The organism is Quadrisphaera sp. KR29, from assembly GCF_052644995.1.
Window position 1 is genome coordinate 187,937 of record NZ_JBQXXG010000004.1, and the last position, 22,946, is coordinate 210,882.

Here is a 22,946-nt window from a genome sequence, read left to right on the forward strand (position 1 = left end):
GCGCCCGGCGGTGCGGTCAGCGGCGCGCGGAGCGGCGCAGGCGGGCCCTGGCGGCCGACGCCCGGCGGGGCGCCCGGCTGGAGACGCGCACGACGAGCGCCTCCTCGTCCACGCGGATCCTCATCGCCTGGACCTCCCCGATCGGGTCGCCGTCGATCTGTGCCTCCTGGGGCTGCTCGGCCTCCAGGTCGATCCGCTGGCCCCGCCAGTGCGCGAGGCGCTGGTCGCCCCACGTGCGGCGGGTGATGACCCGCCCGGCGACGTCGAGCCACCCGACCACCCCGCGCGGGCCGATGGCCAGGACGTCGAGGTAGCCGTCGTCGACCTCGGCGTCGGGCATGAGCGCCAGCCCGCCCTGGACCCGGCCGACGTTGCCGACCACGGCGGTGCGCACCCGGCGCCGGTGGGGCACGCCGTCCACGGTGATGTCCATGCGGACCCTGTCGCCGTTGAAGCGCTGCAGCCCCGAGACGAAGTAGGCGGCCGGACCCACCTTGGCCTTGAGGGCCTCCGGGGCGTTCGCCATGATCTCGGCGTCGAAGCCCATCCCCGCCATCACCAGGAAGCACTCCTCGGCCTCGGCCCGCTCGGCGCCGGGCCGCTCCAGCGAGATCCACCCGACGTCGATGCGGCGGTCGGTGCCGGAGAGCACCACGCGCATGGCCGCCTCGACGTCGTCCGGCGCGATCTCCGCGGCGCGCGAGGTCACCACGTCGAGGTTGCGGGCCAGCAGGTTGCCCGTGCCCGCGGGCACCAGGCCCAGCGGCGTGCCGGTTCCCGCGAGCACCGAGGCCACCCGGCGCACGGTGCCGTCACCGCCGAAGGCCACGACCACGTCGGCCCCGGCGGCCAGCGCCCGCCGGGCCTGGCTGGTGCCCGGGTCCTCCGCGGTGGTCTCCAGCCACAGCGGCTCGCGCCACTCCAGGTCGCGGCAGGCCCGGTCGAGGGCGGTCCGCACCGCGCCGGGGTCACCGACCTTGGTGGGGTTGACGACGACGGCGGCCAGCGGGCGCCGGTCGGGGGCCGTGCGCTCCAGCGCCGCGGCGCGCTGGGCGATCCGCTCGGCGATGCTGCGGCGCAGCTGCACCGCGACCGTCGTCGCGACGAGCGCCAGCACCAGCGCCAGGAGGGCGACGACCAGGGAGATCAGCTCGGTCGTCGTCACGAGGCGCACGGTATCGGCGCCGGACGCGCTCGGCAGGCGGGAGCGGCGCGCGACTAGTCTTCACGGGGTGATCGACGTGCGCCTCCTGCGCGATGACCCCGAGGCGGTGCGCGCCAGCCAGCGCGCCCGCGGAGCCGACGAGGGCGTCGTCGACGCCGTGCTGGCGGCCGACGCGTCGCGCCGGACGGCCATGACGGCCTCCGAGGGGCTGCGCGCCGAGCAGAAGGCCCTCGGCAAGCAGGTCGCGCAGGCGGCCGGCGAGGAGAAGGCCGCGCTGCTGGCCCGCGCCAAGCAGCTCGCCGAGCAGGCGAAGGCGGCTGCCGCCGAGGCCGACGCGCAGGGCGCGGAGTTCGACAGGCTCCTGCGCACCCTGGCCAACGTCGTGCAGGGCGCGCCCGCCGGTGGCGAGGACGACTACGTGGTGCTGCGCGAGGTCGGCACCCCGCCGGCGCTGGAGGCGCCCCGGGACCACCTGGAGCTGGGCGAGCTGCTGGGCGCCATCGACGTCGAGCGCGGCGCCAAGGTCTCGGGCTCGCGCTTCTACTTCCTCACGGGCGTGGGCGCCCGCCTGGAGCTGGCGCTGCTCAACCTCGCCGTCGACCGCGCCGTGGCCAACGGCTTCAGCCCCATGATCACCCCCACGCTCGTCAAGCCCGAGGTCATGGCCGGCACCGGCTTCCTCGGCGAGCACGCCGACGAGGTCTACCGCCTCGCCGCGGACGACCTCTACCTCGTGGGCACCTCCGAGGTGGCGCTGGCCGGCTACCACGCCGACGAGATCCTCGACCTGTCAGCCGGGCCGCGCCGCTACGCCGGCTGGTCGGCCTGCTACCGGCGCGAGGCCGGCAGCCACGGGCGCGACACCCGCGGGATCATCCGCGTCCACCAGTTCCACAAGGTGGAGATGTTCAGCTTCTGCCGCCTGGAGGACGCCGCTGCCGAGCACGAGCGCCTGCTCGGCTGGGAGGAGGAGGTCCTGCAGGCCGTCGAGGTGCCCTACCGCGTCATCGACGTGGCCGCCGGGGACCTCGGGACGAGCGCCGCCCGCAAGTTCGACTGCGAGGGGTGGGTGCCCTCGCAGGGCCGCTACCGCGAGCTGACCTCGACGTCGAACTGCACCACCTTCCAGGCGCGGCGCCTGGCGGTGCGCGAGCGCAGCGAGGAGGGCACGCGGCCGGTGGCCACGCTGAACGGGACCCTGGCGACGACCCGGTGGCTGGTCGCCATCCTGGAGAACCACCAGCAGCCCGACGGCTCGGTCGTGGTGCCGGCGGCGCTGCGGCCGTTCATGGGGGGTCTGGAGGTCCTCGAGCCGGTCCGCTGAGGCGTCCTCCCCGGTCGCTTCCCCGCGCACCGGGAACCGGGCGCTGGTGGACCGGGAAGGCGCGGGCGCACCGTCGGGTTGCAGCCCCGCGCCGGCGGGGCCCGGCCCACGGAGGTCCCGATGACCGCTCGCCCGACCGCTCGTCCCGCTGACCGCTCACCCCAGCGCCCGCACGAGCGCCCGCTCGACCCCCCGGACGGCGCCGACCACCGGCTGGTGGTCGCGTCCGCGGCGCTCCTGCTCGGCGGGGCCGCGCTGTCCGACACCCACATGGCGCTGCTCGGCTCCGGTGCCTTCGACCCCCCGCAGTGGGTGGGGCTGACCACCGTCATGGCGTACTACACCCTGCTGCCGGCCGGCCTGGTGCTGCTGTGGGCGCCGCGGCGCCGCCAGCTCGGCCGCACCGGAGCGGTCGCGGCCGCGGTGGCGCTCGCCGTCGCCGGCGCCCACCTGCTGAGCGCGGCGACGGCCGTGGTCTGGGGGCCGCTGCTGGGGCGCGGTGAGCTGCCCGCCGCCCTGGCTCCCCTCCAGCTGGTCCTCTACGGCATCTACCTGGCGCCGGTGCTGCTGGGGGCTGCCGTCGTCCTGAACCGCCGCCGCCTGTCCCTGCACTGGACCTCGGGCGCGCTGCTCGCCCTGGGGATCGTGACGGCCGTCCTGGTGCCGGTGGGGGGCCTGAGCGCTGTCTACGGCGTCCTCGCCGTGCTCCTGGTCACCGGTGCCGTCCGGGCCTCCCGGGGACCTTCCGCGGCACGGGCCACCGCGGCAGGCTGAGGCGGCCGGCACCGCCGCCGGCCGGCGGGAGGGGGAGCGGTGCGCGTCACAGCCGTCGCAGCGGTCGCGTCCGGGGTGCTCGGGGTGCCGGCCGTCCTCCTGGCAGCGCTGCTGCCGGGGACGGCCGACCCCGGGGTGGTCGCCGGCGCCGCCGGGCAGGCGCTGGTCCTGGCCGCGCTGTCGAGCGCGGCCGCCCTGCTCGTCGCCCGTCCGGCCAGCCGGGTGGTCGGGAGCGTCCTGCTGGTCAGCGCGCTCACCCAGGCCTGCTCCTCGGCGGCCTGGCTCCTGGCCGACGCGACCGCCGGCCCCCTGCCGCCCGGGGCCTCGCCGGCGTCGGGGGCGGCGGGCCTGCTGCGGGTGGCCTCGCTGGCGTCCTGGCCCCTGCTCGTGCTCCCCCTGCTGCTGGTGCTGCCGCTCGTCTTCCCCGACGGGCGCCTGCCCTCCCGGCGGTGGCGCTGGGCGCTCCTGCCGGCCGCGGTGGCGGCGGCCTCGCTCACGGCGTCGGCGGTGCTGGCCCCGTCGCACCTGCTGTGGCCCGACAGCGAGCTCCTCGTGCCCTGGGCCGCCCCGGCGGCCTCCTCCTTGCTCGGGGCCGCCGGCCAGGCGTGCTGGGCGGTGGCCTCGGTGGTGGCGGTCGCGGGGGCCGTGCTGCGCTGGAGGCGCGGTGGGCCGCTGCACCGCCAGCAGACGGGCCTGGTGGGGCTGGTCCTGGTGGCGGCCGTGGCCGCCTACCTGGTCAGCGACTGGCTCACCCCGGCTGTCGCGGGGTTCCTCCTGAGCGCCTGGCCGGCGGGGCTCGTGGCGGCGGTGGCCGTCGCCGTGGTCCGCCACCGGCTGTGGGGGCTCTCGCTGCGGCGGGTCGCCCTGGCGGCCACCGCCGTCTCGGCGCTGACCCTGCTCTCGGCCGCGCTCGTCCTGGTCATGGGGGCGCTGCTGGCGCAGGCCCCGCCGGTGGTGGCGCCCGTCGTCGCCGCGACGGCCACCGCGCTGCTGCTCGAGCCCGGCCGCCGGGCAGCGCGCCGGCTCGTGCGCCGTCGCCTCCTGGGCGACCTCGACGACCCGGTGGCGGCGCTGACCTCGCTGCGGCGCGAGGTCGAGCAGGCCGTGGACGCCGGGTCCGCAGCGCAGCGCGCCGTGGCGGCGGTGGCGGGCGCGCTGCGCTCACCGCAGGTGCAGCTGCGCAGCGAGGTCCTGGGGGAGGGCACCCTGCTCGCGAGCACCGGAGACGGCTCGCACGACCCCTCGGCCCTGCACGTGCCGCTGGTCCACGGCGGCCAGCTCGTGGGCTCCCTGCTGGTGAGTCCCCGGTCGCCGGGCGAGCCGTGGTCCCCGGCGGACCGCCGCCTGCTGGACCTGCTCGCCGAGCAGGTCGCGCACACCCTCGGCGGCTTCCAGCGCGAGCGCGAGCTGGAGCGCGCCCGCGACCGCGCCGTGAGGGCGGCCGCGGAGGAGCGGGCCCGCATGGGCCGCGACCTGCACGACGTCGTCGGCCCGCTGCTGGCGGGGGCGCGGATGGCGGCGGCGGGGCTGCGCCTGGGGCCGGGTCCCTGCTCGGCGAGCGCGGCGGAGGAGGTCGAGAGCGCGCTGCTGCAGGCCACCGCCGAGGTGCGGCGGCTCATCGAGGGGCTGGGGCCGTCCGCCCTGGTCACCTCCGGCCTCGTCGCGGCCCTGCGCGAGCACGCCGCCGAGGTCGGGCGCGGTGCTCCGGCGGTGGTGGTGCGCGCCGGGGCGGGGCTGGAGGACGGCGGAGACGGCCTGCCGGCCGCGGTGGCCGAGGCCGCCTACCTCGTCGCCGTCGAGGCGGTGACCAACGCCCGGCGCCACGCGCGGGCCGCCCGGGTCGTCGTCGCCCTCGAGCGGTCGCGCCACGACCTGCACCTGCTGGTCGACGACGACGGCGCCGGGCGGCCGCCCTACGTGGGGGGCGTGGGCCTGCGGTCGATGAGGGAGCGGGCAGCAGCGCTCGGCGGGGCCTGCGAGGTGCTGTCTGCCGGGGAGCGGGGCACCCGGGTGGAGCTGGTGCTCCCGGTCACCGCCGGGGCCCCGGCGGTCGCGCCCCGCGGACGGCCGGTGGAGGTCGTCGAGGCGGTCGAGGCGGTAGAGCAGGACGGCGGGCGCGACGTCGAGCGGCCCGTCCGCCGGCCGGCCGCCGCGCGGGCGGGCTCGCCGTGACGCCCGTCACGGCCGAGGCGGGGGAGCCGCTGCGCGTGGTGGTCGCGGACGACCACCCGCTCGTGCGCCGCGGCCTGCGCGGCCTGCTCACCGGGGCCGGCGGCTTCGCGGTGGTCGCCGAGGCGGAGGACGCCGACGGCGCCGTCGCGGCGTGCCGGGCCCACCGGCCCGACGTGGCCGTCCTCGACCTGCGCATGCCCGGCGGCGGGGTCGCCGCCGCGCAGGAGGTGGTGCGGGCGGTGCCCGGCACCGCCGTGCTGGTGCTGACGATGCACCGCGACCCGGTGCTCCTGCGCGCCGCCCTTGCCGCGGGCGCTCGCGGGTACCTGCTCAAGGACGCGCCCGCCGAGGAGGTGCTGCGGGCCGTGAGCGCGGTGGCCGCGGGCCAGCTCATCTTCGACCCCGGCGTGGCGGGCTTCGTCGTGTCCGCCAGCGCCACAGCCCCGGCGCCGGAGGCGCTGCTGCCCGAGCTCACGCCCCGTCAGGTGCAGGTGCTCCGCCTCGCCGCCGGTGGGGCCTCCAACGCCGCCGTCGCGGCCCGGCTGGGACTGAGCCTCAAGACGGTCCAGAACCACGTCTCCGACCTCGTGGCGGCGCTGGGGGTGCAGGACAGGTCCGAGGCCGTGGCGCTGGCCCGCCAGCGGGGGGTCCGGGGGCCCTCCCGCTGAAGCGGCCTCCTTACCCTGCGGGCGTGGACCGCTCGCCGCTGGACGCCGACGCCTCGGACGCCGCCCTCCGGCGCCTGCCCGACTGGCGCGGGCGGCTCGGGGCGCTGCGCACGGCCTTCCGCGCTCCCTCGCCCGCGGTGGCGCTGCAGCTGGTGGCCGGCGTCGGGGCGCTCGCCGAGGAGCTGGACCACCACCCCAGCCTGGACTGGCGCTACGACCTCGTCTTCTGCAGCTGGACCACGCACAGCGCCGGCTGGCGCGTCACGGCCCTCGACGTCGCGGCGGCCGAGCGCACCTCCCGGCTCGCCGCCGACCTCGGCGCACGGGCCGAGCCGTCGCTGCCGCGCTCCCTGGAGCTGGCGCTGGACACCGCCGACCCCGACGCGGTCAGCGGCGTGTGGGCCACCGCGCTGGGCTACGTCCGGCGCGCGGGCGACCCCGACGCCCTGCACGACCCGCACGACCGCGGCCCCAGCGTCTGGTTCCAGCGCACCCCGACCCCGGCTCCCAGCCGGTGGCACCTCGACGTGAGCGTGGCCGCCGAGGCCGCGGACGACCTCGTGGCGGCCGTGGCGGCGGCCGGCGCCGCGGTCGACGCCTCAGCGGCACCGGCCTTCACGGTGCTCACCGACGCTTGCGGTGACCGGGTGTGCATCTGCACGCCGCGGGGACGGCCCGACCCCACGAGCTGACCGGCCCGTGCTGCGCCGGCGGCTCCGCAGCACCCCCGCGCCAGCAGCACCGCTCTGCCGCGACCCCCGTGCTTCCTGACGGCGGCGCAAGAACCGCCGAAGTTGACGCGTCCGGCCCTGCCGGCGGAGCACCTGCGTGCCCCATCCTCGCCAGGACGCTCACCGAGCCGGAGGAGAACCGCATGACGATCCTCGCCCCGCCCGCCACCACCAGCGCCCCCAGCGCCGCACCCACCCCCGCCGCCGCACCTCCCGCGGCCCAGCGCGACGTGCGCGCCTGGGAGGCCGAGGTCCGCCGGACCCTGCGCCCCGCGGCGGTGGAGCTGGTCGACGGCTCGGCCGCGCAGCGCCAGCGGCTGGTGGTGACGGGCCTGCGACGCGGCACCCTGCGGCTCCCGGCCGGTGCCGCCCCAGGCGGGGACCTGTCCGCCGTGCCGCTGCGCGAGATGCTCCGCCCGGAGCACCGCGCCCTGCTCGACGCCGCTGCCGACGACCGGCCGGCGGCCGGTGCACCGGCCGCCGAGGGCGCCCTGCGCGCGCGGGCGATGCGGCGCCTCACGGGGGCCGCACGCGGCCGCACCGCGTGGCTGGTGCCCCACTGCACGTCGGCCAGCGGTGGCGACGGTGCCACCGCTGGCGCCCTCGGCGTGCTGTTCACCGACTCCCTGGTGGCCGTCCTCGACCTCCTCGAGGGCGCCGGGACCGGCCTCGGGGCGCTGCGGCGCATCGAGGCCGGGGAGCCGTGGTCGGCCGCCGTGCACTCCATGGGGCTCCCGCTGGACGACGAGCACGGCCTCCCGCTGCGCGAGGACGTCCCGTGGCCCAGCGGGCCGCGCTTCACCGCCGCGGTGCGCGGCGGCACGGAGGTCTGGAGCTGCGGCTCACCCGTCGTCGGGGGCTGAGCAGCGGGCCGTCAGCGACCCGGACGCGGTCGGGGACCGCGCACCGGGACCGCTGACGGCCCGTGACCCGCCGCGACGGCGCCACCACGGGCGTCGTCACGACCGGCTGCTGTGATCAGGAACGGCTGCTCTGCACCGCGTCCTTCGCGGCGGCCGTGCGCTCCTGGGTGCTGCGCGCGGCGTCGGTGCCCTCGTCCTTGACGGTGGCCGCGGCGTCGGCCGCGGTCTCCTTGACGGACTGAGCGGCCTGGGCCGCGGGCTCCTTGAGGTTGCCCGCCACCTCCTGCGCGGCGTGGGCGAGCGGCTGGGTGACGGTGCTGGCGTGCTCCTTCACCGCCGAGGCCGCCTGGGCCTCCTTGGAGCTGGCCGGCAGCAGGGAGCCGATCAGCCAGCCCGCGCCCAGGGCGATGAGGCCCGCGGCCAGCGGGTTGCCCCGCGTGCCGCTCACCGCGGCACCGGGGGCGTCGTGCACGGCGCCCCCGACGCTGGACGCCGCGGACGAGACCGCGCTCCCGGCAGCCCCGGTCGTGTCGGAGGCCGTGCCCATGACGCGGTCGCGCACACCGCCGACGGCGCCGCTCACCTTGCCCTTGACCTTCTCGGCCTGGCGGTGGGCCACGTTGGAGGGGGCCGCGTAGTCGGTGAGGGCGTTGACGTCCTCGCTCATCCGGGCCCGGGTCGCGTCGATCTGCGCGCGCAGGACGGCGGGGTCGTCGGAGTCCACGACGCCCGTGGCGGGGTCGGTGTACGGGGTGCTCATCGGTGGTTCTCCTCCTCGTGGCCCTTCAGGGCGCTGGGCACCTGCTGCAGGGTGCTGGTGGTCTGGGGCAGGCCCCGCACGGCGCGGAGCTCGGAGCGGCCGCGCAGCGCGAGCACGGCGGCGATGACGGCCCACACGACCGCGACGACCAGCGCGGACCAGCCGCGCCCGATCGCGTTCCCCAGTCCCCACCACAGGGCGATGGACAGGAACAGCAGGACGAAGTGGCCCGAGACGCCAGCGCCGGCCAGCAGGCCCGCGCCCTTGCCAGCGCGGGTGGCCGACTGCGTGGCCTCGGCCTTGGCCAGGGCGATCTCCTGGCGGACCAGGGTGGACAGGTCCTCGGTGACCGAGGAGAAGAGCTGGCCGATGCTCGTGCGCTCGCCGGTGGCCTCGTAGGAGGACCGCTGCCCGGCGCCGGCAGTGGGTCCCAGGTCGGGGGCGTGGCTCATCGCAGGGGCTCGTCCCAGCCGGGCACCCCGCCCGTGGGGGCGCCGGTGCGCCCGCCGGCGGCAGGACCGCCGGTGAGGGGCTCCTCGGTGACGTCGAAGTCCTCGGTGGCCAGGGCGGGGGCGGGCCGGACCGGGGTCGCCGCGGGCACGGTGGAGGACCTCGTCGACGCGTACGTGGTGTCGGAGGCGTAGGTGCCCGGCGCCGTGCTCGCAGGGGCACTGCCTGCGCCGGTGCCCTGGTCCTGGGCCGCGGCGGCGAGCCCGCGGGTCAGGCGCCCGGCGACCAGGCCCACACCCGCGGCGATCGCCAGGAACGCCACCGGGCGGCGGCGGGCGAAGCCCTCGACCTCGCGCAGGACGTCGGAGGGCTCGCGCCGCTCCAGCCACGTCCCGACGGCCTCGACGCGCTGGGAGGCCTGGTGGACGAGGTCGGTGGCCACGCCGCTGCCGGCGCGCCCCTCGGCCAGCCCCCTGAGCTCCTCGGCGAGGGCGCCCAGGCCGGAGGCGGCCTGGCGCTGCCCGGTGGAGACCTGCCCGGCGAGCTGGCCGCGGGTCTGGTGGTAGAGGTCCTTGGCCTGGCGGCCGGCCTCGGAGGCGACCTGGGAGGCCTGGTCGGCCGCGGTCCCGGCGACCCGCTTGCCCTGGTCGGCGGCCTCGGAGGCCACGCCGGCGGCCTCCTGCTTGGCGGTGTCCTTCGTGCCGCTGCCAGAGCCGCTGGCCCCACCGGTCAGCCGGTGGTCTCCAGAGGGCGACCCGACGGCGGTCGCGCCCGTCGAGGTACCGGTGGTCAGGGGCTCGCTCAGCACGTCTGTGCGCGGGCGGTCAGCGGGGATGGACACGGGGACCTCCAGGTGGTCGGTGGTTGGGGACGAGGGGCGCACCCGCCCGGGCGCTGGGCCCGGACGGCGGGTGCTGGTGACGGCGGGTCAGTGGCACACCGCCCGAGGACGAGCAGTGGTGCCGGGGACCGTCAGCGGGAAGTGGGTGGGCCGTGGGGCGCAGGCCCGGGCAGCGGCCCGGCGCGGAGCGCGTGCGACACTGGGCCTCCCGGCGCGGCCGTCCTCCGGAGCACCTGCGCTCGAAACTGAACGCGGCCGGTGTGACAGCGGTCACGACGTTGCCACGCCCGGCTCGGGACCGCCACACGATCATGGAGCTCCGGCTGCGGAGCGCCTCCTCGAGGTGTCCACCACCTGCGGTGGGGCTGCGCGCCGGGCTGCCGCCCGGCGGAGCTCAGGCCGTGGGGGACGTGCGGCGCCGCCCGCGCACCCGCTGCACGCGGGAGACCGCCAGGCCGAGCGCGGCGGCGCACACCACCGCCACCGCCACGCCCAGCACGGGGTGGCCCGACAGGTGGCCGCCGACGGCGCCCAGCGCGACGTAGGTGGCGGCCCAGGCGCCGCACGCGAGGGCGTCGGCGGCCATGAAGCGGCCCACGGGGTACCTCGCGACACCGAGCGCGATGATCACTGGTGCGCGCCCGCCGGGCACCAGCCGTCCGGTGAGCACCGCCTGCGGGGCGTGGGAGGCGATGCCGGCGCGGGCGCGGCGCACCGCCGGTGCCAGGCGCCGGCTGCCCAGCCAGGCGCGCTGCGCGGGGGTGACCCGGCGCGAGAGCGTCCCGGCGCCCAGCAGCAGGGCGCTGTCACCGAGCACCGAGGCCACCAGGACCACGGCGAAGACGGCCACGAGGTCCGGCCACGAGCCGGACGCCAGGGTCGCCGCGGCGCTGACGACCTCGCCGGTGGGGACGAACGGGACCGCGGAGCCGATCAGGACGCCCAGCCCGAGCAGCGCTGTCCGGCCCGGTCCCACGCTGCGGCCAACGCCGCGGCGCCCCGGCTGCTTCCCCGCCCCCGCGGCACCGGCGGCCGGCCCCCCGGCGTCCAGGGCCCGCGGTCAGGCGCCCGGGACGTCGGGCCAGGTGATGCCCACCTTGCCGCCGGCCGCGGCGTCGGCCACCTCGTAGGCGCGGGCGGCGTCCTCGATGCCGAAGGTGTCGGTGACCAGACGCTCGGGGTGCAGGTCCCAGCGGGCCAGGTCGGTCAGCAGCTCGCTCATGCGCCCGGTGGAGGTCACCCACGAGCCGTGCACGGTCAGCTGGCGGTGGATGAGCACCTCCGAGACGTCCACGGCCAGCTGCCCGCCCTCCCCGACCAGGGCGGCGCGGCCCCAGCGGCGGGTGTGGCGCAGCGCGGTCAGCTGGCCGCGGCCGTTGCCGGAGCAGTCCACCGCGACCTCCGCGCCACCACCGGGGCCGTCGAGCAGCGCGTCGAGCTCGTCGTCGGCGCCGGCGACGGCCTCGTCCACGGCACCCAGCTGCAGCGCCAGCGCGCGCCGGGCGGGGCTCGGGTCGGTGCCCACCACCAGCGGCGACCCCAGCGCCTTCGCCAGGAGCCCGACGGCGCACCCCACGGGGCCGAGCCCGGTGACGAGCACCCGGTCCCGCCCGGAGACGCCCACCCGGCACAGCGCCTCGTAGGCGGTGCCGAAGCCGCACGCCACGACGGCGCCGTCGAGGAAGCTCAGCTGCTCGGGCAGGACGAGCAGGTCGCGCTCCTCGGCGAGCAGCAGGTCGGCGTGGCCGCCGTCGCGCTGCCACCCGTAGGCGGCCCTGCCCGCGCCGGTGCAGGAGATCTGGTAGCCGCGGCGGCACTCGTCGCACTGCCCGCAGCCGCTGATGTGGTAGACGACCACGCGGTCTCCGACGCCGATCCGGTGCACCCCGGTGCCCACGGCGACGACGCGTCCCGCGGGTTCGTGGCCGCCGACCACCCCCTGGTAGGCCTCCGGGCCCTCCCCGAGGTGCTCGCGGTAGATCGCCCGCAGGTCCGAGCCGCAGATGGTGGAGGCGCGCACCGCCAGCAGCACCTGGCCGTGCCCCGGGACGGGGTCGGGCACCTCCCTCAGCTCGACCCTGCTGCCTCCCGGCAGGAACGCTGCACGCACCTGTGCCCCCTCCGCTCGCGGCCTCGCGGCGCCCATGGGAGCACACCCGGCCGGGCCTCGACCAGGCGGGAGCCCGTGACCAGTTCGTTACCGAGGTCGCCGTTGACAACGTTTGCAGAACGGCGGCAGACTCCTGCGCACCACGACGACGACGTCGACGGGAGAGCCGGTGGGACGGCCCTCCCCAGACCCCCGCGGCGCGAGGTCACCACCCGGCACCCCCGGGGGTGGGCCGCGCCACCCGCGCCCGGCGCAGCTGCCGGCGCACCCCCGACCCGCTGGCCGACACACCCCGGCGCCGCCGGCGCCGGTGCCCTCCGAGGAAGAAGGTCTCCCCATGGCAGCACGACGACGTGTCCTCGCCTCCATCGCCGCTGCGGCGGGCCTGGCCGTGATGACGGCCGGGTGCGCCGGCGCGGGCGGAGGCTCGACGAGCAGCTCCGGTGAGAGCGGGGGCGGAGGCGACCGCTCCATCAACGTGATCATGGTGAACAACCCGCAGATGGAGGACCTGCAGAAGCTCACCGCCGACAACTTCACCGCCGAGACCGGCATCACCGTGAACTACACGGTGCTGCCCGAGAACGACGTCCGCGACAGCATCCAGACCGACTTCTCCAGCCAGGCCGGCCAGTACGACGTCGCGACCATCTCCAACTACGAGACCCCGTTCTTCTCGAAGAACGGGTGGATCGCCAACCTGGACGACTACGTCGCCGAGGACAGCGACTTCGACCAGGACGACATCCTCGGGCCGATCGCCGACGGCCTCAAGGGCGAGGACGGCTCCCAGTACGCCCAGCCCTTCTACGGCGAGAGCTCCTTCCTCATGTACCGCACCGACGTCTTCGAGCAGGCGGGCCTGACCATGCCCGAGAAGCCCACCTGGGACGAGGTCGCCCAGCTCGCCGCGCAGGTCGACGGCGCGCAGCCCGGCATGAAGGGCATCTGCCTGCGCGGGCAGTCCGGCTGGGGCCAGGTCTTCGCGCCGCTGACCACCGTGGTCAACACCTTCGGGGGCACCTGGTTCGACGAGGACTGGAACGCCCAGGTCAACGCCCCGCCGTTCGTCGAGGCCACGCAGTTCTACGTCGACCTGGTGCAGCAGCACGGCGAGCCCGACGCGGCCAACGCCGGCTTCACCGAGTGCCTCAACGCCATGACCCAGGGCGGCGTGGCCATGTGGTACGACGCGACCTCGGCCGCCGGCTCGCTGGAGGCCGACGGCTCCCCGGTCCAGGGCAAGGTCGGCTACGTCCCCGCCCCGGTCCGCGACACCGCCTCCTCGGGCTGGCTGTACAGCTGGGCCTTCGCGATCCAGGAAGCCTCGCAGAAGAAGGACGACGCGTGGGAGTTCATCTCCTGGGCCTCGAGCAAGGAGTACGAGGAGCTGGTCGGCGAGCAGATCGGCTGGTCCAGCGTCCCCGCCGGCAAGCGCTCCTCCACCTACGAGAACCCCGACTACCAGGCCTCCGCGCAGGCCTTCTACGAGGCCACGGAGAACGCGATCAGCTCGGCGGACCCGAACAACCCCGGCGTGCAGCCCCGTCCGGCGCCCGGCATCCAGTTCGTCGCCATCCCGGAGTTCGCGGGCATGGCCACGCAGGTCTCCCAGGGCGTGAGCGCTGCCATCGCCGGCCAGCAGACCGTCCAGCAGGCCCTCGACGCAGGCCAGCCCCTGGCGCAGGCAGCAGCCGACGCCAACAAGTGAGCCGCACCTCCTAGCGGTACCGCTCCCGCCCGCCCCGCGCCCCGAGGCCGGGGCGGGCGGGGGCCCCCGGAAGACCCCTCGAGTCTGCGACCGGCGGAAGAAGGACCCACGATGAGCACCGCTGCACCAGCTGCCCCCGGGCCGGCGTCGGAGCTGACCCCCGAGCAGAGGACGACCTACCAGGCCCCCCAGGGCCAGGCGGCCCGCGACCGGCGAGAGGCGAGGCGCCGCAGGATCCCGCTGCTGCCGGCCCTCGTCTTCACGATCGCCGCGACCCAGCTGCCCTTCCTCGCGACGATCGTCATCTCCTTCATGGACTACCGGGCGCTGCGGCCCGACCAGATCGGCTTCACCGGCTTCGACAACTACGCCCAGGTCTTCACCAACCCGGCGCTGCGCCAGGCGGTGCTCACCACGATCCTGCTGACGGCCACCGTCGTCCTGGTCAGCCTCGTGCTCGGCACCGCGATCGCGCTGCTGCTCGACCGGAAGTTCATCGGCCGCGGCGCGGTGCGCACGATGATGATCGCGCCGTTCCTCGTGGTGCCGGTGGCCGCCGCGCTGCTGTGGAAGCACGGCATCCTCAACTCCGGCTACGGCCTGCTCAACGGCGTGCTGACCTGGATCTGGGGGATCTTCGGGTCCGACAGCCCGCCGCAGCCGGCCTGGCTGAGCAACTACCCCCTGCTGTCCATCGAGCTGGCGCTCATCTGGCAGTGGACCCCGTTCATGATGCTCATCCTGCTGGCGGGCCTGCAGTCCAAGCCCGGCGACGTGGTCGAGGCGGCCCGCATGGACGGCGCCGGCTCCTGGCAGATCTTCCGCTACATCACGTTCCCGCACCTGCGCCGCTACCTCGAGCTGGGCGGCCTGCTGGGCTCCATCTACATCGTCCAGGCCTTCGACGCCGTCTTCATCATGACCGCCGGCGCCCTGGGCACCGCCAACCTGCCGTACACGATCTACGCGACCTTCTTCCAGCAGCAGAACTACGGGCTCGCCTCGGCGCAGGGCGTCGTCGTCGTCATCGGCACCCTCATCATCGCCACCTTCGCGCTGCGCACCGTGTCCAGCCTGTTCGACGAGGAGACCGGCCGATGAGCACCCACACCAACCCCGCCGTCGCCGCCACCTCCTTCAAGGGCCCGCGCCCGAAGAAGCGCCGCAGCGTGGAGTCCAGGGGCCACCCCGCCTGGGGCGTGGTCGCCTGGGCGGTCGGGCTGCTCTTCGCCGCGCCGGTGCTGTTCATGCTGCTGACGTCGTTCCACTCCGAGACCGACGCCGCCACCAACCCGCCGTCCGTCCTGGCGCCGCTGACGCTGGACGGCTACCGCGCCTTCTTCGGGGCCGACGGCGGGCGCACCCCGTGGCCGCCGCTCATCAACAGCCTCACCGCGTCGGTGCTGTCCACCCTGCTCGTCCTGGTGCTGGCCATCCCCGCGGCCTACGCGCTGAGCATCAAGCCGGTGAAGAAGTGGACCGACGTCCTGTTCTTCTTCCTGTCCACCAAGTTCCTGCCGATCGTGGCCGGCATCCTCCCGCTGTTCCTCTTCGCCAAGAACACCGGCCTGCTGGACAACATCAACCTGCTCGTCCTGCTCTACACCGCCATGAACCTGCCGATCGCGGTGTGGATGATGCGCAGCTTCCTGGCGGAGGTGCCGGTGGAGATGATGGAGGCGGCCCAGCTCGACGGCGCCGGGCTCATCACCATGCTGCGCTCGGTGGTGGCCCCGGTGGCGCTGCCGGGGATCGCGGCCACCTCGCTGATCTGCTTCATCTTCAGCTGGAACGAGCTGCTGCTCGCCCGCACGCTGACCGGCATCGTCGCCGGCACCTCCCCGGTGTTCCTCACCAGCTTCGCCACCAGCCAGGGCCTGTTCCTGGCGCAGGTGTGCGCGGCCGCCGTCGTCATCTCCCTGCCGGTGCTGGCCGCGGGCTTCGCCGCCCAGGACAAGCTGGTGCAGGGCCTCTCCCTCGGCGCCGTCAAGTAGCCCCCGGCGCCCGCCGCCCGGCAGGCGCTGGACGCCGACCAGCGCCTGCCGCGAGGCTGCGCCCGCAGACCACCGGGGCGCCGCCGCCCCCGACCCGCCCACCACCCTCCCCGGAGGCACCGATGCCCGACGACGTCACCGCGCTGAACGCCCACAACCTCGCCGAGGTGGCCTCGCGGGTGCCGGTGCCCGGCTACGACAGGTCGGCGGTGACGGCCGGCGTCGTCCACTTCGGGGTGGGCGGCTTCCACCGCGCCCACCAGGCGGCCTACCTCGACAGGCTGCTCACCGAGGACTTCGAGGCCGCCAGGGACTACGGGATCTGCGGGGTGGGGGTGCTGCCCGGGGACGCGCGCATGCGCGACACCATGGCCGCCCAGGACCGGCTGTACACCCTGGTGCTCAAGCACCCCGACGGCTCCCTGGAGCCGCGCGTCATCGGCTCGGTGGTGGAGTACCTCTTCGCCCCCGACGACCCCGAGGCGGTGGTGGAGAAGCTGGCGGCCCCCACCACGCGGATCGTCTCGCTGACGGTCACCGAGGGCGGCTACAACCTCGACGACATCACCGGGGACTTCCTCACCGACACGCCCGCGGTGGCCGCCGACGCCGCCGCCGGGTCCGACGCGGGGAAGCTCACCACGGTGTTCGGACTCGTCGTCGAGGCGCTCGTGCGCCGCCGGGACCGCGGCCTGGAGCCGTTCACGGTGATGAGCTGCGACAACCTGCAGGGCAACGGGCACCTCGCGAGGACGGCGTTCTCGGCGTTCGCCGACCTGCGCGAGGAGTCGCTGGGGACCTGGGTGCGCGAGCACGTGCGCTTCCCCAACTCCATGGTCGACAGGATCACCCCGGCGACCACCCCCGACGACGTCGCGCTGGTGGAGCGGGAGTTCGGCGTCGCCGACGCCTGGCCCGTGGTGTGCGAGCCGTTCACCCAGTGGGCCCTGGAGGACTCCTTCGGCGCCGGGCGCCCTCCGCTGGAGGAGGTCGGCGTGCAGGTGGTCCCCGACGTCGAGCCGTACGAGCTCATGAAGCTGCGGCTGCTCAACGCCAGCCACCAGGCGCTGGCCTACTTCGGCCGGCTGCTCGACCACGAGCTGGTCGACGGCGCCGCCACCGACGCGGACCTCAAGCCGTTCGTGCGCGCCTACATGGACGCCGAGGCCACCCCCACGCTCGCGCCCGTGCCGGGGGTGGACCTGGAGGAGTACAAGGACACCCTCGAGGAGCGCTTCGGCAACCCGCACGTGCGCGACACCACCGCCCGGCTGGCGGCGGAGAGCTCCGACCGCATCCCCAAGTGGCTCGTGCCGGTGGTGCGCGCCGACCTGGACGCCGGCCGCGACGTGCACCGGGCGGCGGCGGTCATCGCCAGCTGGGCCCGCTACGCCGAGGGCGTCGACGAGCACGGCGAGCCCATCACCGTGGTCGACCGGCGCAGGGAGCGGGTCATGGCCGCCGCGCAGCGCCAGCTGGGCGAGGACCCGCTCGCCTTCGTCAGGGACCGCGAGCTGTTCGGCGACCTGGCCGACGACGAGCGCTTCACCACCGCCTACCTCGCCGCCCTGGACGGCCTGCACGCCGACGGCGCCCGGGCCACCCTGCAGCGCCTCGGGCGGGGCTGACGCGCCCGCCGGTGTGAGCAGCGGGGCCCGGACGTGACGGCGCGGCGCCCGTCGGGGAAGGTGTCGGGCATGGCAGACCCGGCCGCCCCGGCCGCCGCGGCGGCCCAGGGCCTCGCGCGCCCCGCGGCGCGCCCGCCGGCGCGCGCCACCCGGGCCACGCTGGTCGACGTGGCCGCGGCGGCCGGCACCAGCGCCTCCACCGTCTCGCGGGTGCTGCACGGCGGGGCCGGCGTCACCGACGAGCTCTCCGAGCGCGTGCGCCGGGCCGCCCGCGAGCTGGGCTACTCCGTCAACCGCCAGGCGCGCACGCTGCGCCGCGGCAAGGACACGGCCATCGGGGTGGCCGTGGAGGACTTCACCATCCCCTTCTTCGGGCGCATCGTCGCCCGCGTCGAGCAGGCCGCGCACGAGCGCGGCTACGGGGTGGTCATCACCTGCGCGGGCTCCGGGCGCTCGGAGGAGGAGGCCGTCGAGCCGCTGCTGTCCCGCAGCGTCGCCGGGCTCGTGGTCGCCACCGGCACCGCCGGCGCGCCCGAGGGCTACCTCGCCGCGCTCGCCGAGGAGCTGCCGGTGGTGCAGGTGGACGCACCGGCCCCGAGCACGTACTCCGACACCGTCGGCATCGACAACGAGGCCGCCGGGCGGCTGCTCACCGAGCACCTGCTCGCCCGCGGTCACCGGCGCGTCCTCTTCGTCGGCTCCGGGCCCGCGGCGACCACCGTGCAGCTGCGGCGCCGCGGCTACGAGGCGGCCATGCGGCAGGCGGGCCTCGAGCCGCGCTCGACCTGGCTCGGCTACCTGCCCAGCGAGACCGCCGAGCGCGCCGTGGCCGTGCTGCGCGAGCTGACCGACCCGGCCGGCCCCTCCGGGCCGGACGGCGCCATCACGGCGGTCCTGTCCGGCGTCGCCCGCGTGACCATGGGCCTGGCCTCGGCGATGGCCCGCCTGGGCCTGCGCGACCTCGCCTACGCCGCCGTGGACGACCTGGCCGGCGCCGACGCCTTCAGCCCGCCCCTGACGGTCCTGGAGCAGGACGTCGAGGCGATCGGCACCCGCGCCGCGGAGCTGCTCTTCGCCCGCATCGACGGCGACCGGCGACCGCCGGTGCACGAGCAGGTGCCGCTGCGCCTCATCGAGCGGGGGTCGGGGGAGCTGCCCCCGCGTCCTGCCGCTGCCGCAGCCGCACCAGTCGCCGTACCCGTCGCCGAGGGCGGGGCAGCGGCCGCCTCGTAGGCTGGGACGGTGCTCGTGGCCCTCGACGTCGACGGGACGGTCGTCGACCACGACCTGGGCCTGTCCGACCGCGTCCGCGACGCCGTGCGGGCCGTGGCCGCCGCCGGCCACCACGTCGTCATCGCCACCGGCCGCTCGCTGACCTCGACCCGGCCCGTCCTCGAGGCGCTCGGGCTCGACACCGGCTACGTCGTCTGCAGCAACGGCGCCGTCACCGCCCGGCTGGACGCCTCGCTGCCCGGCGGCAGCGAGCTGGTCGACGTGGTGACCTTCGACCCGGCCGACGCGCTGCAGCTGCTGCACCGCGAGCTGCCCGGGGCCGCCTTCGCCGTGGAGGTCGCCGACGGCGGCGTCCTGGTGGCGGGCGCCTTCCCCGAGGGGGAGCTGGACGGCGCCCTGCGCGCCGTCGACTTCGCCCAGCTCGCGGGGCAGCGCGCCACGCGCGTGGTGGTCCGCAGCCCCGAGCACACGACCGCCGACTTCGTGGAGCTCGTGGGCCGCGTCGGCCTCCACGGGGTCAACTACGCCGTCGGGTGGACCGCCTGGCTCGACCTCGCCCCGCTGGGGGTCACCAAGGCCAGCGCCCTGGAGCCCGTCAGGGCGCGCCTGGGGGTGCCGCCCAGCGCCACCCTCGCCGTCGGGGACGGGCGCAACGACGTCGAGATGCTGCGCTGGGCGGCGCGCGGGGTCGCGATGGGCCAGGGACCCGCCGAGGTGCGCGAGGCGGCCGACGAGGTCACCGCGCCGGTGGAGGAGGACGGCCTCGCCGACGTGCTCGAGGGCCTGCTGGTGCGGGCGGCGTCGTGAGCGCTGCCAGCGGCGGGGACGCGGGTGCGCCGTGGGCGTGAGGCTGGTCGCCACCGACCTCGACGGCACCGTCGTGCGGGCCGACGGGAGCATCTCCGCGCGCACCCGCGCCGCGTTCGAGGCCTGCCGCCGGGCGGGCGTCCACGTCGTGGCCGTCACCGGCAGGCCGCCGCGCTGGGTGGTCGACCTCACCGACGCCTTCGGCCCCGTCGTCGTGGTCTGCGCCAACGGCGCCATCACCTTCGACCTCGCCTCGGGAGCCGTCATCGGCTCGCGCACGGTGCCCGCGGAGGCGGTGCTGCAGGCCGTGCCGGCCGTGCGCCGCGAGCTGCCCGGCGTCTCCGCCGCGCTGGAGACCCTCGCCGGCTTCCGGCACGAGCCCGCCTACGTGCCCCGCTACGACGCGCGCCGCAGCGCGGTCGTGGGGGAGCTGCCCGAGCTGCTCGCCGACGACCCCGGCGTGGTGAAGCTGCTGCTGCGCGAGGAGAGCACGCCGCCGGACCGGCTCCTCGACGTCGTCCAGCGCGCCGCCGGGCACCTCGTCGAGCCCACCCACTCCGGCATGGACGGCCTGGTGGAGGTCTCGGCGCGCGGCGTGAGCAAGGCCAGCGCGCTCGCCGAGCTCGCCGCCGGCCTCGGCGTGCCGGCCGCCGACGTCGCCGCCTTCGGCGACATGCCCAACGACCTGCCGATGCTGCGCTGGGCCGGGCACTCCTACGCCGTGGGCGGCGCCCACCCCGACGTGCTCGCCGCGGCCCGCGCCACCGCGCCCCCCTGCGAGGAGGACGGCGTGGCGCAGGTGCTCGAGCGGCTGCTCGAGCTCACGCCCTGAGCAGCGCCTCCACCTGCGCCTCCACCGGTCCTCCGACCCCGTGCGGCGGGCGACGACGGGCGGCACGGCCCGCTCACCCCCTGACGAGGGCCTCCACCTGCGCCACGGCGCGCTCGGCGGCTCCCGCCCCGGCGGGGTCGGCCAGCACGGAGGGGTCGGAGCGGGCGCGCACGCGCGCCATCGTCACCGCCTCCGCGGCCTGCGCCGCGAGCGTGGCCGCCCGCGACAGGCGGGCGTGGTGCTCCCCGGCGGCGCCCCCGGGCACCTCCAGGGAGGCGCTGGGGCTGGCCGCCTGCTCGGCCGCGCACGCGGCGCGCACCTCGTCCAGGCAGGCGGCCAGCCGGGCCCCGCAGAGCTCCAGGGCGTCGCGCAGCGCGCCGTCCGGGACCCCCTCGAGCAGCTGGTGGTACCTGTCGACGGCGCGGCGGAACCTGTCGTGCAGGCGGCGCCAGACCCCGCCCTCGCCCAGCTCGAGGTCGTCCGGGGAGCGGCGCGCGAGGACGTCGCGCCAGCGCCTGCGTCCCGGCACCGCCGGCCCGCTCGGCTAGAGGTACTGGCCGGTCGAGGTGGGCGGCTGGCCCGGGCCGCCGGGACCGCCCTGGCCGGGGGGCAGCGCGCGCCGCATCTGCTCCAGCTGGGAGCGGGCGGCCATCTGCTGGGCCACCAGCGCGGTCTGGATGCCGTGGAAGAGCCCCTCCAGCCAGCCGACCAGCTGCGCCTGGGCGATGCGCAGCTCGGCGTCGGAGGGGGTCTCGCCCTGCCCGAAGGGCAGGGAGATGCGCCGCAGCTCCTCCACCAGCTCCGGGCTGAGCCCGTCCTCCAGCTCGGCCAGGGACCGCTCGTGCACCTGCGCCAGGCGCGCCCGGCCCGCCTCGTCGAGCGGGGCCCCGCGGACCTCCTCCAGCAGCTGGCGCACCATGCTGCCGATCCGCATCACCTTGGCCGGCTGCTCAACGCTGCCCACGGCGCGCGCCGCATCGGAGTCCTCCCCGCCGGCGGAGGACAGCGCCGTGCCGGAGACCACCACCACGGGCTCCCCACCCCCCTGCTGACCGCCCTGACCGTCCCGGGCACCCGACTGCTCGCTCACCGCACGCTCCCCTCCCAGACCAGCAGGACCTTGCCGACGTGCGCACCCGCCTCCAGGTCGGCGTGCGCCCTCCTCACCGCGTCCACCGGCTCACCGGCCGACGGCGACCGCGGCACCACCACCCGCTCGGAGACCACGGGGCGCACCTCGCCCTCGGCCACCAGCGGCCAGACGTGCTCGACCACGCTCGCGCAGATCGCCGCCTTGCCGTCGGGCCCGTCCACCGGCCGGGCGCGCAGCGTGCTGCCCAGCATCGACAGCCGCCGGGAGGTGAGCAGGCCGAGGTCGACCTCGCCGCGCCGCCCGCCCTGCATCCCGAGGTGCACCAGCCGGCCGCCGAGGGCGAGCACGCGCAGGTTGCGCTCCAGGTAGGGGCCCCCGACGACGTCGAGGACGACGTCGGCCCCGCGCCCGCCGGTCGCCGCGCGGACCTCCTCGACGAAGTCGGAGCGGGTGTAGTCGACGAGCACCGTGGCGCCCAGCTCGGCGCAGGCGCGCAGCTTGCGCTCGCTGCCGGCGGTCACCGCGACCACGGCCCCGGCCTGGCGGGCCAGCTGCACCGCCATCGTGCCGACGCCGCTGCCGCCGCCGTGCACGAGCAGCACCTCACCGGGGCGCAGCCCGGCGCCCATGAACACCGTCGACCACACGGTGGCCGCCACCTCCGGCAGCGCGGCGGCGTCGACGAGGTCGACACCGGCGGGCACCGGCATCACCTGGCCCGCCGGAACCACCGCGCGCTCGGCGCAGCCCCCGCCGGCCAGCAGCGCGCACACCTCGTCGCCCACGCGCAGCTCGGAGGCGTCCTCGACGCCATCGCCCAGGGCCGCCACGACGCCGGAGACCTCCAGGCCGAGCACCTCGCTGGCTCCCGGCGGGGGCGGGTAGAGCCCCTGGCGCTGCATGAGGTCGGCGCGGTTCACGCCCGAGGCGACGACGTCGAGCAGCACCTCACCCGGACCGGGCTCCGGGTCCGGCACCTCGGCCAGCTCCAGCACCTCCGGGCCCCCGGGGGAGGCGACCAGCACCGCACGCACGCGTTCGACCCTACGCAGGGCCCGCCTCGCGCGCCCGGCCGAGCCGGGCCAGGTCGGCGGGCACGTCGACGTCGAGCAGCAGCGCCGGCGCGACCGCGACCTCCACGAGCTCGGCCGCGCCCGGCAGCAGGCGCGCCGCCGCCAGCCCCGCCAGGCCGGCGGGACCCGCCGCCCCGGCGGCGCGCGCGACGCGCTCGCGCAGCGGCCCGGCCCGGTGGGCGGCCACCAGCACCTGCCGCCGCCCCCCGCCGTCCACGGCCACCGCCGACGCAGCGCCCGGACTGGCCGCCAGCGCCTCCAGCAGGGCGCTGGCGGCCAGGCCGGCGCGCGGGGCGTCTCCGGGCAGGACGACGACGACGTCCAGCGGGCCGCCCTCGGCGCTGCCCGCGCCGCCGGCGCCGTCGCCGTCGTCAGCACCCTCGCCCGCGGCGAGCAGGGCCAGGGCGCCGGCCGCCAGCGCCGCGGCGGGCCCGCCGCCCGGCGGGTCCTCCCGGCACCACAGCAGCGGGCGCGCCACCCGCAGCCCCAGCCGGCGGGGCGGGCCCACCACGGCGGCGGGGACCCCCGCGGGCAGGCCGTCGAGCAGGTGCTCCAGCAGCGGGCGGCCCGCCAGGAGCAGCGCGGGCTTGTCAGCCCCTCCCATCCGGGACCCCCGGCCGCCCGCGGGCACCACCGCGCCCCAGCGCAGCTCCTGCGCGCCGCCGGAGGTGGGCACCGGGGCATCCTCTCCCCGCGCGCTCATGACCGGCCCGTCGA

At 76.9% G+C, this 22,946-nt stretch carries 23 protein-coding genes; 13 read left to right on the forward strand and 10 right to left on the reverse strand.

Going from position 1 to position 22,946, the window contains the following annotated elements:
* Window positions 1–16 precede the first annotated feature (16 nt).
* Window positions 17–1,165 (reverse strand): diacylglycerol/lipid kinase family protein, encoded by a 1,149-nt coding sequence (locus ACUN9U_RS05435; RefSeq protein WP_445483904.1) that lies wholly within the window; start codon window positions 1,163–1,165, stop codon window positions 17–19.
* 67 nt (window positions 1,166–1,232) lie between these two features.
* Here ACUN9U_RS05435 and serS point away from each other — a divergent pair, with 67 nt between their 5' ends.
* The 6 genes from serS (at window position 1,233) to ACUN9U_RS05465 (ending at window position 7,697) form a co-directional block, all read left to right on the forward strand.
* Window positions 1,233–2,489: a serine--tRNA ligase gene (serS, locus tag ACUN9U_RS05440; protein WP_445483905.1), complete on the forward strand. Its 1,257-nt coding sequence runs from the start codon at window positions 1,233–1,235 to the stop codon at window positions 2,487–2,489.
* A 120-nt stretch (window positions 2,490–2,609) separates the two neighbouring features.
* A complete protein-coding gene (locus ACUN9U_RS05445; RefSeq protein ID WP_445483906.1) occupies window positions 2,610–3,263 on the forward strand; it encodes a hypothetical protein in 654 nt (217 codons plus the stop codon).
* 39 nt (window positions 3,264–3,302) lie between these two features.
* Window positions 3,303–5,435, forward strand: a complete 2,133-nt coding sequence (locus tag ACUN9U_RS05450; protein ID WP_445483907.1) for a GAF domain-containing sensor histidine kinase — start codon at window positions 3,303–3,305, stop codon at window positions 5,433–5,435.
* Window positions 5,432–6,103 (forward strand): response regulator transcription factor, encoded by a 672-nt coding sequence (locus ACUN9U_RS05455; RefSeq protein WP_445483908.1) that lies wholly within the window; start codon window positions 5,432–5,434, stop codon window positions 6,101–6,103. The genes ACUN9U_RS05450 and ACUN9U_RS05455 overlap by 4 nt, the downstream gene beginning before the upstream one ends.
* Before the next feature lie 23 nt (window positions 6,104–6,126).
* Window positions 6,127–6,795, forward strand: a complete 669-nt coding sequence (locus ACUN9U_RS05460) for a 4a-hydroxytetrahydrobiopterin dehydratase (RefSeq protein ID WP_445483909.1) — start codon at window positions 6,127–6,129, stop codon at window positions 6,793–6,795.
* A gap of 182 nt (window positions 6,796–6,977) precedes the next feature.
* Window positions 6,978–7,697 carry a hypothetical protein gene (locus tag ACUN9U_RS05465; protein ID WP_445483910.1) on the forward strand — a complete coding sequence of 240 codons (720 nt, stop codon included), beginning with the start codon at window positions 6,978–6,980 and terminating at the stop codon, window positions 7,695–7,697.
* A 115-nt stretch (window positions 7,698–7,812) separates the two neighbouring features.
* Here the strand turns inward: ACUN9U_RS05465 and ACUN9U_RS05470 are convergent, their stop codons facing one another.
* From ACUN9U_RS05470 to ACUN9U_RS05490, 5 genes are all read right to left on the reverse strand, one after another.
* The gene (locus tag ACUN9U_RS05470; protein WP_445483911.1) at window positions 7,813–8,457 is read right to left on the reverse strand and encodes a DUF3618 domain-containing protein; all 645 of its coding nucleotides are present in this window, start codon (window positions 8,455–8,457) and stop codon (window positions 7,813–7,815) included.
* Entirely contained in the window at window positions 8,454–8,909 is a 456-nt protein-coding gene (locus ACUN9U_RS05475; RefSeq protein WP_445483912.1) for a phage holin family protein, read from the reverse strand. Before ACUN9U_RS05475 ends, ACUN9U_RS05470 begins: the two co-directional genes overlap by 4 nt.
* Window positions 8,906–9,748, reverse strand: a complete 843-nt coding sequence (locus tag ACUN9U_RS05480) for a hypothetical protein (RefSeq protein ID WP_445483913.1) — start codon at window positions 9,746–9,748, stop codon at window positions 8,906–8,908. Before ACUN9U_RS05480 ends, ACUN9U_RS05475 begins: the two co-directional genes overlap by 4 nt.
* A 394-nt stretch (window positions 9,749–10,142) precedes the next feature.
* Complete coding sequence (locus tag ACUN9U_RS05485) at window positions 10,143–10,724, reverse strand: DedA family protein (protein WP_445483914.1); 582 nt, start codon at window positions 10,722–10,724, stop codon at window positions 10,143–10,145.
* 84 nt (window positions 10,725–10,808) lie between these two features.
* A complete protein-coding gene (locus tag ACUN9U_RS05490; RefSeq protein ID WP_445483915.1) occupies window positions 10,809–11,858 on the reverse strand; it encodes a zinc-dependent alcohol dehydrogenase family protein in 1,050 nt (349 codons plus the stop codon).
* A gap of 337 nt (window positions 11,859–12,195) precedes the next feature.
* On the opposite strand from ACUN9U_RS05490, the gene ACUN9U_RS05495 reads away from it, so the two are divergent.
* From ACUN9U_RS05495 to ACUN9U_RS05525, 7 genes are all read left to right on the forward strand, one after another.
* The gene (locus ACUN9U_RS05495) at window positions 12,196–13,569 is read left to right on the forward strand and encodes an ABC transporter substrate-binding protein (protein WP_445483916.1); all 1,374 of its coding nucleotides are present in this window, start codon (window positions 12,196–12,198) and stop codon (window positions 13,567–13,569) included.
* Between the two features lie 111 nt (window positions 13,570–13,680).
* Window positions 13,681–14,670, forward strand: a complete 990-nt coding sequence (locus tag ACUN9U_RS05500; RefSeq protein ID WP_445483917.1) for a carbohydrate ABC transporter permease — start codon at window positions 13,681–13,683, stop codon at window positions 14,668–14,670.
* Window positions 14,667–15,563: a carbohydrate ABC transporter permease gene (locus tag ACUN9U_RS05505; RefSeq protein ID WP_445483918.1), complete on the forward strand. Its 897-nt coding sequence runs from the start codon at window positions 14,667–14,669 to the stop codon at window positions 15,561–15,563. Before ACUN9U_RS05500 ends, ACUN9U_RS05505 begins: the two co-directional genes overlap by 4 nt.
* Window positions 15,564–15,685: 122 nt before the next feature.
* Entirely contained in the window at window positions 15,686–17,191 is a 1,506-nt protein-coding gene (locus ACUN9U_RS05510) for a mannitol dehydrogenase family protein (protein WP_445483919.1), read from the forward strand.
* Window positions 17,192–17,260: 69 nt separating this feature from the next.
* Window positions 17,261–18,424: a LacI family DNA-binding transcriptional regulator gene (locus ACUN9U_RS05515; protein ID WP_445483920.1), complete on the forward strand. Its 1,164-nt coding sequence runs from the start codon at window positions 17,261–17,263 to the stop codon at window positions 18,422–18,424.
* A 9-nt stretch (window positions 18,425–18,433) separates the two neighbouring features.
* A complete protein-coding gene (locus ACUN9U_RS05520; protein ID WP_445483921.1) occupies window positions 18,434–19,231 on the forward strand; it encodes an HAD family hydrolase in 798 nt (265 codons plus the stop codon).
* 31 nt (window positions 19,232–19,262) lie between these two features.
* Window positions 19,263–20,063, forward strand: a complete 801-nt coding sequence (locus ACUN9U_RS05525; protein ID WP_445483922.1) for an HAD family hydrolase — start codon at window positions 19,263–19,265, stop codon at window positions 20,061–20,063.
* Between the two features lie 73 nt (window positions 20,064–20,136).
* On the opposite strand, the gene ACUN9U_RS05530 is transcribed toward ACUN9U_RS05525, so the two are convergent.
* The 4 genes from ACUN9U_RS05530 to ACUN9U_RS05545 are packed head-to-tail and all read right to left on the reverse strand — an operon-like array spanning window position 20,137 to window position 22,905.
* A complete protein-coding gene (locus tag ACUN9U_RS05530; RefSeq protein WP_445483923.1) occupies window positions 20,137–20,592 on the reverse strand; it encodes a hypothetical protein in 456 nt (151 codons plus the stop codon).
* Between the two features lie 15 nt (window positions 20,593–20,607).
* Complete coding sequence (locus ACUN9U_RS05535; protein ID WP_445483924.1) at window positions 20,608–21,153, reverse strand: bacterial proteasome activator family protein; 546 nt, start codon at window positions 21,151–21,153, stop codon at window positions 20,608–20,610.
* Window positions 21,150–22,190 carry an NAD(P)H-quinone oxidoreductase gene (locus ACUN9U_RS05540; RefSeq protein ID WP_445483925.1) on the reverse strand — a complete coding sequence of 347 codons (1,041 nt, stop codon included), beginning with the start codon at window positions 22,188–22,190 and terminating at the stop codon, window positions 21,150–21,152. The genes ACUN9U_RS05535 and ACUN9U_RS05540 overlap by 4 nt, the downstream gene beginning before the upstream one ends.
* A gap of 10 nt (window positions 22,191–22,200) precedes the next feature.
* Window positions 22,201–22,905 (reverse strand): NTP transferase domain-containing protein, encoded by a 705-nt coding sequence (locus tag ACUN9U_RS05545; protein ID WP_445483926.1) that lies wholly within the window; start codon window positions 22,903–22,905, stop codon window positions 22,201–22,203.
* Between the last annotated feature and the right edge of the window lie 41 nt (window positions 22,906–22,946).

Excerpts from the sequence above, each read along its gene's own strand:
- ACUN9U_RS05510 (WP_445483919.1), top strand. The coding sequence starts at position 15,686 with ATGCCCGACGACGTCACCGCGCTGAACGCCCACAACCTCGCCGAGGTG.
- ACUN9U_RS05470 (WP_445483911.1), bottom strand. The coding sequence starts at position 8,457 with ATGAGCACCCCGTACACCGACCCCGCCACGGGCGTCGTGGACTCCGAC.
- ACUN9U_RS05465 (WP_445483910.1), top strand. The coding sequence starts at position 6,978 with ATGACGATCCTCGCCCCGCCCGCCACCACCAGCGCCCCCAGCGCCGCA.
- ACUN9U_RS05500 (WP_445483917.1), top strand. The coding sequence starts at position 13,681 with ATGAGCACCGCTGCACCAGCTGCCCCCGGGCCGGCGTCGGAGCTGACC.
- ACUN9U_RS05515 (WP_445483920.1), top strand. The coding sequence starts at position 17,261 with ATGGCAGACCCGGCCGCCCCGGCCGCCGCGGCGGCCCAGGGCCTCGCG.
- ACUN9U_RS05505 (WP_445483918.1), top strand. The coding sequence starts at position 14,667 with ATGAGCACCCACACCAACCCCGCCGTCGCCGCCACCTCCTTCAAGGGC.
- ACUN9U_RS05495 (WP_445483916.1), top strand. The coding sequence starts at position 12,196 with ATGGCAGCACGACGACGTGTCCTCGCCTCCATCGCCGCTGCGGCGGGC.
- ACUN9U_RS05475 (WP_445483912.1), bottom strand. The coding sequence starts at position 8,909 with ATGAGCCACGCCCCCGACCTGGGACCCACTGCCGGCGCCGGGCAGCGG.
- ACUN9U_RS05445 (WP_445483906.1), top strand. The coding sequence starts at position 2,610 with ATGACCGCTCGCCCGACCGCTCGTCCCGCTGACCGCTCACCCCAGCGC.